Source organism: Enterococcus gallinarum NBRC 100675, assembly GCF_001544275.1.
Taxonomy (GTDB): domain Bacteria; phylum Bacillota; class Bacilli; order Lactobacillales; family Enterococcaceae; genus Enterococcus_D; species Enterococcus_D gallinarum.
On sequence record NZ_BCQE01000014.1, the window covers coordinates 49,945 to 63,993 of the forward strand.

Here is a 14,049-nt window from a genome sequence, read left to right on the forward strand (position 1 = left end):
TTTCGTCAAACCTTCATTCTTTTTCGTTATAATAAAGGTATAGTGAATGAACGAACAAAAGGCTTAGATAAGCAATGCAAGCGATTACTGAATGTTGTCGCTATCTATTGGGATTCCTAGTGTAAAGGTCGTTCCATAGACGGTGCTTTTTACTTGTAAGATCCAATCGTTTTTCTTAGCAATCGATGAGACGATGAATAAGCCGAGACCAGTTCCATTGGACTCTGTCTTCGTTGTGAAAAAAGGCGTGAACATTTTACTTTCTATTTCTTTCGGGATCCCTGGACCATTATCTGTCACGGTAAGTTGTGCAAAATGTTTGTCGCAATAAGCAAGTGAATGGTTTTGGAATGCTGTCAACTGCTTATCTGCTGCTGCACTAAGTCTGACTTGGATGTGCGGGTTTTCTGGCTGAGCCTGATAAGCATTGGTGATCAAATTGTATAAGATAACTTGTAAGTCACTGGCTTCAATGAGTGCAGTGCCCACAAAAGAAGCTTGATACGTCAATGTGACTTTCTTTGGTACGAGTACGCGCATGGTGTCAATGGCTTCTGATACCACTTCTTCGATCGAGAGGGATTCTTTCGTTTTGATCCCAGTCTTAGTAAAGCGCAATACATTAGTAGAAAGGTTTTGGCCTTTTTGCGCTGCTTGGTAGACTTCATTTAGATCAGCAACAAGCGCTTCGTTTGACTGGTATTCTTCAATCAACAGTTGCAGATTTCCGATCATCGGAGTAAGAAAATTATTCATGTCATGAACAATGGTAGTGGTTAGCAGACCTACTGTTTCCAATTGCGATTTTTGCATCATTGATTTTTCAAGGGCATGCTTTTCCTTCAAAAAATTTTGCCGTTCAACTAAACGCAGATTTTCGATATAGGTCCGGTTTTGGCGATTGTAATGACTAAAACTGACTGCTAAAAGAATGATGATTGCTAAGAGAATGGTCAGTAAGCCAAGTATGATCAGATTTTTTTGCAGTGCGAGTCCATTTCGTTCATAAAAGTCCGATGAACTGGCAACGATCCAGCGTGCATCCCCAACCGTAATCCATTCATAGGCTGAGATTTTTAAAACTTTTTTGGGGTCTTCTTCTGTCCACCAGTAAGAATTGTAGCTTAATGTTCCTTTTTCATTGGTCTTTTGGACATCTTCTAAATGAGCCAAATCGCTGTAGTCGAGGTCAGGATATTTCAGCTTTCGCCCATTGATGATGTCTAATCCGATTTGTTCGGTGGAAGGGTGCATGAGCACTTTCATTTCTTCATTTTTGACCATCGTATAGCCATTTTGGTTTTCTGTTGTGTCAATCTCTTGCTGATACAGCTCTTCAAGATTGATTGGCAGAACCAAGATAGATTGAAGCACATGATGCTTGTCATAGACCGGCCGATATAAATTGACATAAGACGTATTATCAGCAAAGTAAGCTTCGCCGTTTTGAAGAACCGAACCCTTTAAAGCTTTGAGATAAAGGGGATCTTGATCAAAAGCCGTGACTTTGACAGGTTCTTTAACAAATTGGTCTGCATGGATGTCTTTGCCAGAAAGGAGAGTGCCCGTTGGTGAAACAAGATATAATCCGGCGGCAGCCGAGGTCTTGAATAGGAGACTGTTGTCCAACTGAGTGTCTTCGATCAGTTCATGGTAATTTTTTTCATTAAAAATATTCGAAGCATAATCTTCCAGTGCTAAAGTATAAGATTTGATTTCCAATCGCAATATTTTGATTACAGAGTCATTGATTTTGGCTAGTTGATTCTCCCCCATTTTTAACGCATGTTTTTGTGTCTGCTGATAGCTGTTTGCTGTGATGACCATTCCTAATACAGTCAAAAAAAGGACGGTCATCATTCCTAGAACAAGCAATCTGCTTGAAGGCTTTTTCATAAAAAACGCTCCCTTTAATAATTTGATCCAAAGAACTAGGAGGAAAAAAAGTGAGAAACGAAAAAATTCTTGTCGTTGATGATGATCCAGCAATACGACGATTGATATGGAAATCACTCCAATCGACCGGAATCTTGATTTATCAAAGTGATTCAGTTGAAAAGACAGTCGATATCATGACACGGGTAAAATTTGATTTATTTTTATTGGACATTAGTTTAGAACATGAAAACGATGGGTACTATCTTGCTCAGATTATACGTGAAGAAGATCCACTTGTCCCGATCATTTTTCTCAGTGGCAAGAAAAATGAAGAAGACATCATTACTGGATTGGAAATGGGCGGAGATTATTATATTACCAAGCCATTTTTGCCTAACTTATTAAAAGCACAAGTAACAGTGACCCTTGATAGAGGTCAAGTTCTCAAAGAGCATCGTGCCCTTTCAAAAGAGAGCAAAATCATGATTGGGGATTTCTGCTTTGACAAGTCCCGCTACCAACTCTACAAAAAGGAAGAGCCAATCAAGCTCTCATCCAAGGAAACAAAATTGATGCAATTCTTTATAGAAAACCCGGATCAAGTTTTTTCGAAAGAACAAATCTATCAAAGCGTATGGAACGGCAGTGAGCTAGACGCAAATACGGTCATGGTTTTTATCAATCATTTAAGAAATAAGATTGAAGATGATCCAAAGCAAGCACGCTATATCAAGACAGTATGGGGATTAGGCTATACCTTTTTGCCCGATGGTGCTTAAAGGATCTCTTCTAGTTGAGCAAAATAAATACCTAATGCCAATAGATCAGCAGAACCTCCAGGACTTAAGTGGCGTTGAGTCAAAATCCTATCATAGCTTTGTAATTCATCAAGCAATTCTTCTTTTGAGAAGGTGGCTTGGTGAATTTTTTTGCTTTCTTCTTTCACTGTTTGCCAAGCGGATAAACCACCGCGATGCAATAAATTCCCATCTTCGATCTCACTCATCAAGAAAATCAGTCCCCGCAATAAACGTTCCTCCATTGGGAAATCAACAGTTGTTCGTAGAAAGGGGAGTAGTTTATGCGATAAACTAGGGTAGCCTGCTGCGGCTTCTCCTCGAATCCCGGTTATTCCATATTCCAGGTAAAGCTTTTCGCCATAAGTGAGCTGGGTCTTTTTCTCTAAGTCATTGAAATCTTCTGCGAGTAGGTGGTTTGTCATTTGCTGCGTGTAAGTCAAAATCCTCTCGCTATCTTCTTTTATTAAAGGCAATGTCTTTTCTTCTTGCAAGTACCAACCAGTCGCCCCTAAAATGACTGCAAAAGAAAAATTGGCTCCTTTATGCGTATTGATGGCATGTGTCGCACGCAGCATGGCTTTTTCTGCAGCTACTCCGATTTTTCTAAGCTTATCAAACAACTCCCTAGGGGTTCCTTTGTGTGTCAGCCCCGCATGTAGATACTGGTGAAAATACGGACGTAAGCTGATCGTGCTATCGATAAATGTAAATAAGTTCATGTCTTGGTGCGCACCGGTTGTCAAGGGATCCACAAGTCCAGGTTTAGGACTGAGACTGACTTCATAGAACAATGCTTTGATGGCATAGTCGGTAATCTGGTTCGAAAGGGACTCAGTCAATTTGTCTACGCTCCATTTCCGCCAAAATAAACTGCAAGGATCGATCAAGGTGTTCATGCGTGATCAGCGTGATTTGTTCGACATTTTTTGTTTTCATCCCGCGAAAAATCAACCAGTGTTCTTCCAATGCTTTATCTCTTCGTTTCGTCGAACGGATAGCGATGTCGCGAAAATAAACGAGATAGGCTTGTAGTTCTAGGACAATTGATTTTAAGCGAGGCATTTGACTTTTTTCGTAGATAAATGCGTTGAAATCAGAGAAATTTTTTAAAACCAGCTCTATTTCATCGGCCTCATTATATTGTTCCCCTTGTTCTAATAATGTTTGCAGTTCTTGGAAATCTGCTTCAGTCATTTGATTCATGGCTTTGATCGTTGCTAGGGTATCTAATGATTTACGGATATCATAAATTTCGTAGGCATCTTTGATGCGAATACCTTTGACGACGATTCCCGCTTTAGGAATATGTTCGACAAGTTTTTCATTCACTAATTGCTTCATAGCTAGGCGAATAGGAGTTCGACTAATATTCAATTCTTCAGCAAAGACTTTCTCGTTGATTCGAGTACCTGCTGGAATATCACCAAGGATGATGGTTTTTCGAAACGCTTCATAAATCAGAACGTTTAATGTTTTGTTTTGTGTTAAATCAAGATTTTTTTTTACGGCTTCAACTATATTACTCATTTATTTTCCTCATTTCTCATGATACCTCTGAAAATAAAACATGCTAGTAAATTTTTTTCAAGATTTTCTTTGATTTCCTCATGTATTACTAATAAAAATAGGGACGAGACCGCAATGACGACCCGTCCCAATCAATCCTGAATATTATTGTGGAATGTAAAGCGGCATATGACCTAATAACACAATGGTAACGATAAAGATGACAAAGATCCCCAATGCATATTTTGCTGATTCTTTTTGCCATTGACCCATATCCAATCCAGTCAAACGTAACAGCAAGTAGATAAAGGCAACCAATGGGCTTAACAAGTGGAACGCCTGTCCCATCAATGAAGCAAGAGCCATCTGCATATTGGTAAAGCCATAAGCACGTCCTGCTTCTGCCAATACAGGTAACACACCAAAATAGAAACCATCATTTGAGATGAAGAAGGTACCTGGCGCAGAAATAAGGGCGATGACTAGCCCCCAGAAGCCGGCTAATTCTTTCGGAATAATGTGAGTAAAGCTGTTAGCCAATGCTTCTGCCATACCTGAACCTTGGAACAATCCCATAAATACGCCAGCTGCAAAGACTAAGATAACGACTTGAACAGCATCTCCGCCATTGGCTCCAATTCGTGAAGATTGGTCTTTTAAAACAGGGTAGTTGACCATTAAAGCAATACATGTTCCAACTAAGAACAACAAAAGTGGTGGCAGTGCAATCGAGTCAATGAATGAGCTAGCTACGAGCCATGCAATCAATCCAATCGTCAAGATACCATTGAAAAGAAAGTTTTTTGGCCGGCGAATCTGTAGTGTTTCAGGGTCTGTTACCGTTGTCATTTCTTCGATTTCATCTGCAGTCAATTCAGTGATTCCTAAGCGTGCCCGTTCCTGTTTCCCCATTCTGCGAGCAACAAAGAAGATGACATAAAGAACTGAGATGATCATTCCTGGTGCCAGATAAGTAAGGATATCGGCATCAACTTCTAAAACGGCCATCGCACGAGCAGTAGGTCCTCCCCAAGGGAGCAAGTTCATGATGGTGTTTTGCAAGATCACCAGTACCCCGAGGTTCATCATTTTCATGTTTAATTTTTTATAAATCGGAATAAAGGCTGAACAGCAGATCAGGGTAGTGGTCGTTCCATCCCCATTTAGAGAAACGGTGGCCGCAACGACAGCAGTTGCCATCAAAACTTTCATCGGATCGCCTTTTGCGAAATAGATCATTTTTTTGGTAATCGGATCAAATAATCCAGCGTCCAGCATGATCGAGAAGTATAGTATCGCAAACAGCAACATAATCCCCGTATTAGAAGTTGTTTTGATTCCTTCTAGAACAAAATCCCCGATGTTTCCCTCTTTGGATACTCCTGACACCATTGCAACTAAGGTAAAAATCAAAGGAATGACTACCAAAGAAGTGAATGGAGACATTTTCTTTTTCATGATTACAAACATAAAGACAATAATCATGGCATAAGATAAAACCGTCAATAACATATTTTTCTTCCTTTCTACAACTGATTTAATAATTTCTGTTTTTGTAAACGGTGCCAATTCATTCCAATAAAAAACAAAGCTTCATGCCTTTGGGGGAGAAAGACACGTATTGGAAACAAGTAGCTTTTCCGTTTGACGACTATAGAATAAGCAATATTCATTTGATAAGATAGATTGAATTCTGAAAAAGAACAGGAAAAAAACAATTTGGTATAGGTGTTCTTAAAAGAGGCTTAACAAGATATTAATAAAATCTTAACGACTGGTAAACGTTGATTTAACAATGTTTATCAGCCTTTTTGTTATAAGGCGAAGAAATAGGAACAGAAAAAAAACAATAATCTTTGATTTAGAACTACCGAATTGGTCCATTATCAATATAATGTGGTTGAGAACGAAAAAAATGAAAGGAGTAACTTCATGGGATTATTCGCCCGACTGTTCAAAAAAAGTGAACCACATCAAGAAATAACAAAAATATCTTCTGAAACCCTCGATGATAATGAATCTGGAATGAAATGGAAAGCGGTTCCTGCATATATCGAAGCTAGTGCAGAAGAATATCAACTTGTTAGTTTGATCGCCACAGCCATTGCGGCAGGTGATCAACCTAAGAGCCAATTTGTGGTCAAGAAAGTAATGCAGCGCAATCCGGAGGCGAAACTTGTTTCCATCATCGCGTCAAGTCTAGCTGCTGGATTAAATGAAAAGAGTCAGTTTGTTATTCGAAGAATCAATAAAAATTAGCATTTTGGAGGAAAAACAATGTTACGTAAATTTAAAATTTCGATTGATGGCAAAGAATATCTAGTAGAGATGGAAGAAATTGGTGGTACACCACAACCTGTGCTACCAGTTCAACCTGTAGTTGAAACACCAGCTCCACAAACCGCAACACCAGCCGCAGCCGAGGCACCATCTGTTTCTGAGGCACCCATTGCTGCAGGCGCAGATGCCATGTCTTCTCCAATGCCGGGAACGATTTTGAGAATCTTAGTGAATGTTGGAGATACTGTGGAGGAAAATCAGCCATTGATGATATTAGAAGCCATGAAAATGGAAAATGAGATTGTTGCCGGAAAAGCGGGAACAGTAGCTGGTATTCATGTGAATCAAGGAGAGATGGTCAATCCTGGTGACCCATTGATTACGATTCATTAATAGGGATGAATCAATAAAAAATTTAATGAATAGAGGAAGTGACGTTAGTGGAAACTCTGATTGAAGGCTTTTTAGGGATGGGACAAGAACCCGGACGGATTGTCATGATGGTAGTCGGTGGCATCCTGATGTATTTAGGAATCAAAAAAGAATATGAACCAACGCTGCTAGTTCCGATGGGACTAGGAACGATTTTAGTAAATTTCCCGAACTCTGGTGTTTTGAGTGCTGGCGGGGAACCTGGTCCTTTTCAAGTATTGTTTGATATGGGGATCTCAACCGAGTTATTTCCATTGCTTTTGTTTATCGGAATTGGTGCCATGATCGACTTCGGTCCGCTGCTCCAAAATCCTTTTCTTCTTTTATTTGGGGCTGCAGCCCAATTTGGTATTTTCTTTACGATCATCGTCGCTGTCTTATTAGGATTTGATTTAAATGATGCAGCTTCCATTGGAATCATTGGAGCCGCCGATGGTCCAACATCGATCTTTGTAGCCAACACTTTGAATTCCAAATATATGGGAGCAATCATGGTTGCTGCTTATTCTTATATGGCTTTGGTGCCGATCATTCAGCCGGTTGCGATCAAGGCGGTCACAACGAAAAAAGAGCGTTCGATTCGTATGAATTATCGCGCTGGCGAAGTCTCACAAACAGCAAAAATTCTTTTTCCGATCGTTATCTCTGTCGTTGCCGGGCTCATTGCCCCTGTATCTCTGCCATTAGTTGGTTTCTTGATGTTCGGAAATCTCTTGAGAGAATGCGGCGTATTAGACCGACTTTCTATCACAGCTCAAAATGAGTTGGTAAACATCATTAGTATTTTGTTGGGGCTCTCTATCTCAGTAAAAATGCAGTATGAAGAATTTTTGCAAGTCGATACATTGATGGTGATCGCTTTAGGTCTTGTTGCCTTCATCATGGACTCTGTAGGTGGTGTCTTGTTTGCAAAAGTGCTGAACCTGTTCAGAAAAGAGAAAATCAATCCAATGATTGGAGCCGCGGGAATTTCTGCATTTCCTATGTCAAGTCGAGTGATCCAAAAAATGGCAACGGATGAAGACCCACAAAACTTTATTTTGATGCATGCAGCCGGTGCCAATGTTTCTGGTCAGATTGCTTCAGTTATTGCAGGTGGTTTATTGCTTGCCTTACTAACCTAAGAAAGGAGAGATTCGATGTCAGCAGATTTAATGAAATCACTGGAATTATTAGTGCTAGGATGGGGCGGCGTCTTCGTGGTTATCTTGATTATCTATCTTGCTTCGATGCTGCTCAGCAAACTTTTTCCAATAAAAAAATAAAAAGATAAAGAAGAGACGTTTATGTATTCATTAAAACGGCTATGGCTAAGAGATCAAGGAGTCTATAAACAGTGGGCTTCCTTGATGGATCGAGCCGGTCTGAATAAAGAGGAAGAACTTGATTACACAGTGGGAATCTACGATAACGATTTACTGGTTGCTACTGGATCCTATTATCACAACATATTGAAATGCTTGGTTGTTTGCAAAGCCTTTCAATCAGAAAATCTACTGACGGAAATCATTCAGCATCTGGTTGATCGCTTGGCAGAAGAAGGAGAACAGCATTATTTCTTGTATTCAAAACCTAGCAATGAATTGATCTTTCGCTCACTAGGGTTTCAGAAAATCATCGCAACCTCAGAAATTCTTTTTATGGAACGAGGATTGCCAAATTTTGCGAGCTATCTTTCTACGCTGGCTAAAGGGAAAAAAATGGGGATCGGAAGCGGCATAGTGATGAATGCCAATCCCTTTACCAAAGGACATCAGTATCTTGTCGAGACAGCTGCGCAACAGAGTCAGCAAGTTTATGTCTTTGTGTTATCCGAAGATCGTTCAGAGTTTTCGACTGCAGACCGGATGGAAATGGTAAAACGTGGAGTCGCACACTTGTCCAATGTAACGGTTTTTCCCACCAATGATTACCTTGTATCTTCCGCAACGTTTCCTTCCTATTTTCTGAAAGACAGTGCCATAGAAACAGTAGCGAAGATCCAGGCAAAGGTTGATGCGCAACTGTTTAAAGAGAAGATAGCACCTGTATTAGACATTCGGACACGGTTTGTCGGAGAAGAACCCTATTCAAAGGTGACCGATACGTATAATCATGCGATGCAGGAAATGTTTGGCGACTCATTAGAATTGGTTATTTTACCTAGATTGAGTATCGATGGTGAGATCATAAGTGCTACTAAAGTTAGAGAAGCCTTGAAAAATCAGGATGACCGCCGTTTGAGACAATTTTTGCCATCAACGACATATCATTATTTAAAAAACGAGAGGTGAAACCCTATGGAAATTACACAAATCGCAGTGGCCGGTACAGTAGAGTCGAGCGACATTTTGATTACTGTCGAGCCGACTGAAACAGACGAGATCCAAATTTCTTTGGAAAGCAGTGTAGAGAAACAATTTGGTCAACAAATCAAAAAGGTGATCGAAGAGACCATCAAAAATTTAGGGATCAAGTCTATTCGAGTAGCTGCCGTTGATAAAGGCGCTTTGGATTGTACGATTCAAGCTCGAACCATTACCGCGATTCATCGGGCAGCAAAAAAAGACGAATATGATTGGAAGGAGATTGATTCATGGAACGCTTAAGAAGAACCATGATGTTTGTTCCAGGTGCAAATGCAGCAATGCTAAGGGACGCACCCTTATATGGTGCAGACTCAATTATGTTTGATTTAGAAGATGCCGTTTCTCTTAAAGAAAAAGACTCCGCGCGTACATTGGTGCACTTTGCATTGAAAACATTTGATTACAGCAATGTAGAAACAGTCGTACGGATCAATAGTTTGGAGGCAGGTGGCGCCCAAGATGTCGAAGCAATGGTTTTGGCTGGCGTTGAGGTTATTCGCTTACCAAAAACAGAGACAGCACAAGATATTTTAGATGTGGATGCGGTCATTGCATCTGTTGAAAAAGACAATCAGATTCCAGTGGGCACAACAAAAATGATGGCAGCCATTGAATCTGCAGAAGGGGTATTGAACGCACGGGAAATTGCCAAAGCGTCAGAGCGACTGATCGGAATTGCTTTAGGAGCAGAAGATTATGTCACAAATATGAAAACCAAGCGCTATCCGGATGGGCAGGAATTATCCTTTGCCCGCAACATGATTCTGCATGCAGCCAGAGCTGCAGGAATCGCGGCTATCGATACCGTCTATTCGGACGTGGACAATGTAACAGGATTCCAAAATGAAGTGCAACAAATCAAGCAACTAGGATTTGATGGGAAGTCCGTGATCAATCCACGACAAATCCCATTGGTAAATGCGATTTATACACCGACTGACAAAGAAATCCAGAATGCCAAAGAAGTCATCTGGGGCATTCGTGAGGCGGAAGCAAAAGGCTCCGGAGTTATTTCAGTCAATGGAAAAATGGTGGACAAGCCCATCGTTGAACGGGCACAGCGAGTGATTGCATTGGCTAAGGCCGCGAAGTTGATTACGGAGGAGGAGATTTAGGCATGGTCATGAACAAAGTAGGCAAAGATATTCCACAAGTATATGCGGATCAATACGGTGTGTTCGAAGGAGAATTGGTGCATATCGATACGTATCAAGAAGCGAGTCGTACCGTTACTCCCGTTCGCCCAAGAGATACCAAACTTCTTGGTAGTATTCGTGAAGCCATCGAAAAGACAGGGCTGAAAGATGGCATGACGATTTCCTTCCACCATCATTTTCGTGAAGGGGATTATGTCATGAATATGGTCTTGGAAGAAATCGCTAATATGGGTATCAAAAATATTTCGATTGCCCCGAGCTCCATCGCAAACGTCCATGCACCATTGATTGACCATATCAAAAATGGCGTTGTCACCAATATTACTTCCAGCGGATTGAGAGACAATGTAGGGGCGGCGATTTCAGCAGGAATCATGGAAAATCCTGTTGTGATCCGTTCACATGGCGGTCGTGCTCGGGCCATTGCCGCTGGTGATGTGCATATCGACGTGGCTTTTTTAGGCGCACCAAGTGCAGATGCTTATGGTAATGCCAATGGGACAGTAGGAAAAGCCACCTGTGGGTCATTAGGGTACGCAATGATCGATGCAAAATATGCAGATAAAGTCGTGATCATCACAGATACGCTGGTACCATTTCCGAATACACCAATCAGTATTCCGCAAACCGATGTGGATTATGTGGTTGAAGTGGAAGCAATCGGTGACCCACAAGGGATTGCCAAAGGGGCAACTCGCTTTACCAAAAATCCGAAAGAACTATTGATCGCAGAATACGCAGCAAAAGTGATCACAAATTCTCCTTACTATAAAGAGGGTTTCTCCTTTCAAACAGGTACCGGTGGTGCTGCATTAGCTGTTTCCCGCTTTTTGCGCGAAGCGATGCTGAAAGACGGAATAAAAGCGAGCTTTGCATTAGGCGGGATTACCAATGCAATGGTGGAACTATTGGAGGAAGGATTGGTTGAAAAAATTATTGATGTACAAGATTTCGATCATTCTTCAGCCCTTTCATTAGGAAGCAATGCCGGACACTATGAAATCGATGCCGAGATGTATGCTTCGCCGTTAAGTAAAGGCTCGGTGATCAACCAATTAGACACCGCCATTTTGTCTGCATTGGAAATCGATACAGACTACAATGTGAACGTAATGACAGGATCTGATGGTGTGATTCGCGGCGCATCAGGCGGGCACTCTGATACGAGTATGGCATGCAAAATGAGTCTCGTTATTTCCCCATTAGTGCGAGGCAGAATTCCAACGATCGTTGACAAAGTAAATACGGTGGTCACTCCAGGAACAAGTATCGATGTGATCGTGACAGAAGTAGGGATTGCCATCAATCCAGCACGTCAAGATTTGATTGAACAGTTTAAAACATTAGATGTGCCTCAGTATACGATCGAAGAGTTAAAAGAGAAAGCTTACCAGATTGTTGGAACGCCTGAAGCCATTCACTATGGCGATAAAGTAGTGGCATTGATTGAATACCGCGATGGCACCCTCATTGATGTTGTGAGAAATGTGTAGCTTGTTATTTGAGGGACCGGAAGTTTCATTAGCAGAAGTATTGGCGGCGAGAGAACAGCGTGCAAAACGGCAAAAAGAGTTACTGGAGTCGGCGCCCCAATACACACTGCTGTCGGCCACCATGAATATTCCCGGACCTGTCAAAACATCAGCTGGATTAGAAGTCGTTTTTAAAAGTTTGATGGATGAAGTCGAATTAGCTGTGGCCGATGTTTTTTCTTTCCTTCATCTTTATCGAAATGAAAAAACTGGTTATGAATATTTTCTTTTACTTCCTTTAAAAAAAGAAGAATTAAAGAAAAGGATGGTGAAACTTGAAGAAAGCCATCCTTATGGGCGATTAGCCGATCTTGATGTGCTCTGGCTAGAAGCGGGTGAAGTGCAGTCGATCAGTCGCGAAGCGTTAGACTACCCCAAACGCCGCTGTTTTGTTTGTGACAAGGAAGCAAAACTATGTGGACGATCAAGAAGGCATTCTGTCGAAACAATACAGCAAAAAATAAATGAACTCGTTTCAAAAGGAAGGATGCAAGCAGATGACTAAGAAAATTCAATTCATGGAAACAGTCTTACGTGACGGCCAACAAAGCTTGATTGCTACCAGAATGCCGACGTCAGATATGTTGCCCATCATCAAAACATTGGATGAAGTAGGCTACCATTCATTAGAAATGTGGGGCGGAGCAACCTTTGATTCATGTATTCGTTTCTTAAATGAAGATCCTTGGGAACGTCTACGGCAGATTCGCCGCGAAGTGAAGAACACCAAATTGCAGATGCTTCTTCGGGGGCAAAACTTACTGGGATACAAAAATTATGCGGATGATGTGGTGCGAAAATTTGTTGAGACGTCGATCAAAAACGGCATCGATATTATTCGTGTATTTGATGCGTTGAACGATACCCGAAATTTGGCGACTTCTATCACAACAGCTAAAGAAGCTGGCGGTCATTGTCAAACAGCGATCTCTTATACAACCAGCGAAGTGCATACCGTTGCATATTTTGTGCACTTAGCAAAAGAAATGGCGGATCTTGGAGCTGATTCGATTTGTATCAAAGATATGGCTGGTGTGCTGACCCCTCAGATCGGATTTGAATTGGTCAGTCGAATCAAAGATGCTGTGGATCTGCCATTAGAGGTCCACACCCACGCCACCAGTGGTATTTCAGAAATGACTTATTTGAAAGTTGCAGAAGCTGGAGCAGATATAATTGATACAGCAATTTCTTCATTTGCAGGGGGAACGAGTCAGCCAGCAACAGAATCTGTGGCGATTGCCTTGGAAGAACTAGGATTTGAGACAAACCTGGACAAAAAGAAATTGGCTGAAGTTGCTGATTATTTCAATCCAATCCGTGATCGGTTCCGAGAGGAAGGGATCTTGAATCCGAAAGTCAAAGATACAGAACCAAAAACATTGATTTATCAAGTGCCTGGTGGGATGTTATCCAACTTATTGAGCCAGTTGACAGAACAAGGTCTGCAGGACAAGTACGAAGAAGTATTGGCCGAAGTGCCAAAAGTGCGTGCCGATCTTGGATTTCCTCCTTTAGTTACCCCTTTGTCTCAAATGGTTGGCACACAGGCGTTGATGAATGTGATTTCTGGTGAACGCTACAAATTAGTCCCAACGGAGATCAAGGATTACGTTCGTGGTCTTTACGGTCGTCCTCCGGCACCGATCAAAACAGAGATCCAAGAAAAAATCATTGGAACAGAAGCGATGATCACCGAACGTCCAGCAGATTTGATTCCGCCGCAGCTCCCTGCATTCGAGCAAGAAATCAATGAATATGCCAAAACGGAAGAAGATGTGCTGATGTATGCACTTTTCCCAGCTCAAGCAAAAGATTTCTTGGGAAGACGAGAAGATCCGTTTTATGATGTGGCAATCCAGACAGTCGACGTAACTATCGCGATCCCATAAAAAGAAAATGACTGAAACGTTTCTGAACGAGAAAACACTTTGTTTCAACTCAGACGTTTCAGTCATTTTTTTATGGCTAATAGAAGTAAAAAGGGGAAAAAATGACCATTCAACAATTGATCGCAGCAGTGTATTTTTATTTTTGGCAAGCGAGAAATAAAAACAAATAGAAAAAAGGATTTGCTAGAGAATATTTTTTAACAAAACAAAAAGAGTGGTCAACA

The 14,049-nt window shown here is 41.2% G+C and carries 15 protein-coding genes; 11 read left to right on the top strand and 4 right to left on the bottom strand.

Annotated features, from left to right (window positions below; genetic code table 11):
* Positions 1 to 84: 84 nt before the first annotated feature.
* Positions 85 to 1,896, bottom strand: coding sequence for a sensor histidine kinase (locus EG2_RS09425; RefSeq protein WP_060814503.1), 1,812 nt, complete (start codon positions 1,894 to 1,896; stop codon positions 85 to 87).
* Between the two features lie 50 nt (positions 1,897 to 1,946).
* Here EG2_RS09425 and EG2_RS09430 point away from each other — a divergent pair, with 50 nt between their 5' ends.
* On the top strand, positions 1,947 to 2,657 hold the full coding sequence (locus EG2_RS09430) for a response regulator transcription factor (RefSeq protein ID WP_060814504.1): 711 nt from the start codon (positions 1,947 to 1,949) through the stop codon (positions 2,655 to 2,657).
* Here EG2_RS09430 and citG read toward each other — a convergent pair.
* The 3 genes from citG to EG2_RS09445 form a co-directional block, all read right to left on the bottom strand.
* Positions 2,654 to 3,517: a triphosphoribosyl-dephospho-CoA synthase CitG gene (gene citG / locus EG2_RS09435; RefSeq protein WP_060814505.1), complete on the bottom strand. Its 864-nt coding sequence runs from the start codon at positions 3,515 to 3,517 to the stop codon at positions 2,654 to 2,656. The two genes, EG2_RS09430 and citG, sit on opposite strands and share 4 nt — an antisense overlap.
* Positions 3,510 to 4,205, bottom strand: coding sequence for a GntR family transcriptional regulator (locus EG2_RS09440; RefSeq protein ID WP_003125752.1), 696 nt, complete (start codon positions 4,203 to 4,205; stop codon positions 3,510 to 3,512). The genes citG and EG2_RS09440 overlap by 8 nt, the downstream gene beginning before the upstream one ends.
* A gap of 144 nt (positions 4,206 to 4,349) precedes the next feature.
* On the bottom strand, positions 4,350 to 5,696 hold the full coding sequence (locus EG2_RS09445) for a CitMHS family transporter (RefSeq protein WP_005470665.1): 1,347 nt from the start codon (positions 5,694 to 5,696) through the stop codon (positions 4,350 to 4,352).
* 420 nt (positions 5,697 to 6,116) lie between these two features.
* Between EG2_RS09445 and EG2_RS09450 the strand changes: the two genes are divergently transcribed.
* Genes EG2_RS09450 through EG2_RS09490 form a run of 10 tightly spaced genes read left to right on the top strand, consistent with a single transcriptional unit; the run spans position 6,117 to position 13,825 of the window.
* The gene (locus EG2_RS09450) at positions 6,117 to 6,443 is read left to right on the top strand and encodes a hypothetical protein (protein ID WP_060814506.1); all 327 of its coding nucleotides are present in this window, start codon (positions 6,117 to 6,119) and stop codon (positions 6,441 to 6,443) included.
* Positions 6,444 to 6,461: 18 nt separating this feature from the next.
* The gene (locus tag EG2_RS09455) at positions 6,462 to 6,857 is read left to right on the top strand and encodes an acetyl-CoA carboxylase biotin carboxyl carrier protein subunit (RefSeq protein ID WP_060814507.1); all 396 of its coding nucleotides are present in this window, start codon (positions 6,462 to 6,464) and stop codon (positions 6,855 to 6,857) included.
* Positions 6,858 to 6,904: 47 nt separating this feature from the next.
* On the top strand, positions 6,905 to 8,020 hold the full coding sequence (locus EG2_RS09460) for a sodium ion-translocating decarboxylase subunit beta (RefSeq protein ID WP_060814508.1): 1,116 nt from the start codon (positions 6,905 to 6,907) through the stop codon (positions 8,018 to 8,020).
* Between the two features lie 15 nt (positions 8,021 to 8,035).
* Positions 8,036 to 8,161: an OadG-related small transporter subunit gene (locus EG2_RS19585; RefSeq protein WP_005470670.1), complete on the top strand. Its 126-nt coding sequence runs from the start codon at positions 8,036 to 8,038 to the stop codon at positions 8,159 to 8,161.
* A gap of 21 nt (positions 8,162 to 8,182) precedes the next feature.
* Positions 8,183 to 9,169, top strand: a complete 987-nt coding sequence (gene citC / locus EG2_RS09465; protein ID WP_060814509.1) for a [citrate (pro-3S)-lyase] ligase — start codon at positions 8,183 to 8,185, stop codon at positions 9,167 to 9,169.
* A gap of 6 nt (positions 9,170 to 9,175) precedes the next feature.
* Complete coding sequence (gene citD, locus EG2_RS09470) at positions 9,176 to 9,484, top strand: citrate lyase acyl carrier protein (protein WP_060814510.1); 309 nt, start codon at positions 9,176 to 9,178, stop codon at positions 9,482 to 9,484.
* Entirely contained in the window at positions 9,472 to 10,359 is an 888-nt protein-coding gene (citE, locus tag EG2_RS09475; protein ID WP_060814511.1) for a citrate (pro-3S)-lyase subunit beta, read from the top strand. The genes citD and citE overlap by 13 nt, the downstream gene beginning before the upstream one ends.
* 2 nt (positions 10,360 to 10,361) lie before the next feature.
* Positions 10,362 to 11,894 carry a citrate lyase subunit alpha gene (gene citF, locus EG2_RS09480; protein WP_060814512.1) on the top strand — a complete coding sequence of 511 codons (1,533 nt, stop codon included), beginning with the start codon at positions 10,362 to 10,364 and terminating at the stop codon, positions 11,892 to 11,894.
* Positions 11,887 to 12,438 carry a citrate lyase holo-[acyl-carrier protein] synthase gene (gene citX / locus EG2_RS09485; protein WP_060814513.1) on the top strand — a complete coding sequence of 184 codons (552 nt, stop codon included), beginning with the start codon at positions 11,887 to 11,889 and terminating at the stop codon, positions 12,436 to 12,438. Before citF ends, citX begins: the two co-directional genes overlap by 8 nt.
* Positions 12,431 to 13,825, top strand: coding sequence for an oxaloacetate decarboxylase subunit alpha (locus tag EG2_RS09490; RefSeq protein WP_060814514.1), 1,395 nt, complete (start codon positions 12,431 to 12,433; stop codon positions 13,823 to 13,825). Before citX ends, EG2_RS09490 begins: the two co-directional genes overlap by 8 nt.
* The last annotated feature ends 224 nt before the right edge of the window (positions 13,826 to 14,049 follow it).

What these genes read in the sequence shown, in the direction of transcription:
- EG2_RS09425 (WP_060814503.1), bottom strand. Translation starts at nt 1,896, where the DNA reads ATGAAAAAGCCTTCAAGCAGATTGCTTGTTCTAGGAATGATGACCGTC.
- EG2_RS09440 (WP_003125752.1), bottom strand. Translation starts at nt 4,205, where the DNA reads ATGAGTAATATAGTTGAAGCCGTAAAAAAAAATCTTGATTTAACACAA.
- EG2_RS09445 (WP_005470665.1), bottom strand. Translation starts at nt 5,696, where the DNA reads ATGTTATTGACGGTTTTATCTTATGCCATGATTATTGTCTTTATGTTT.
- EG2_RS09450 (WP_060814506.1), top strand. Translation starts at nt 6,117, where the DNA reads ATGGGATTATTCGCCCGACTGTTCAAAAAAAGTGAACCACATCAAGAA.
- EG2_RS09455 (WP_060814507.1), top strand. Translation starts at nt 6,462, where the DNA reads ATGTTACGTAAATTTAAAATTTCGATTGATGGCAAAGAATATCTAGTA.
- EG2_RS19585 (WP_005470670.1), top strand. Translation starts at nt 8,036, where the DNA reads ATGTCAGCAGATTTAATGAAATCACTGGAATTATTAGTGCTAGGATGG.
- citC (WP_060814509.1), top strand. Translation starts at nt 8,183, where the DNA reads ATGTATTCATTAAAACGGCTATGGCTAAGAGATCAAGGAGTCTATAAA.
- citD (WP_060814510.1), top strand. Translation starts at nt 9,176, where the DNA reads ATGGAAATTACACAAATCGCAGTGGCCGGTACAGTAGAGTCGAGCGAC.
- citE (WP_060814511.1), top strand. Translation starts at nt 9,472, where the DNA reads ATGGAACGCTTAAGAAGAACCATGATGTTTGTTCCAGGTGCAAATGCA.
- citF (WP_060814512.1), top strand. Translation starts at nt 10,362, where the DNA reads ATGGTCATGAACAAAGTAGGCAAAGATATTCCACAAGTATATGCGGAT.
- citX (WP_060814513.1), top strand. Translation starts at nt 11,887, where the DNA reads ATGTGTAGCTTGTTATTTGAGGGACCGGAAGTTTCATTAGCAGAAGTA.
- EG2_RS09490 (WP_060814514.1), top strand. Translation starts at nt 12,431, where the DNA reads ATGACTAAGAAAATTCAATTCATGGAAACAGTCTTACGTGACGGCCAA.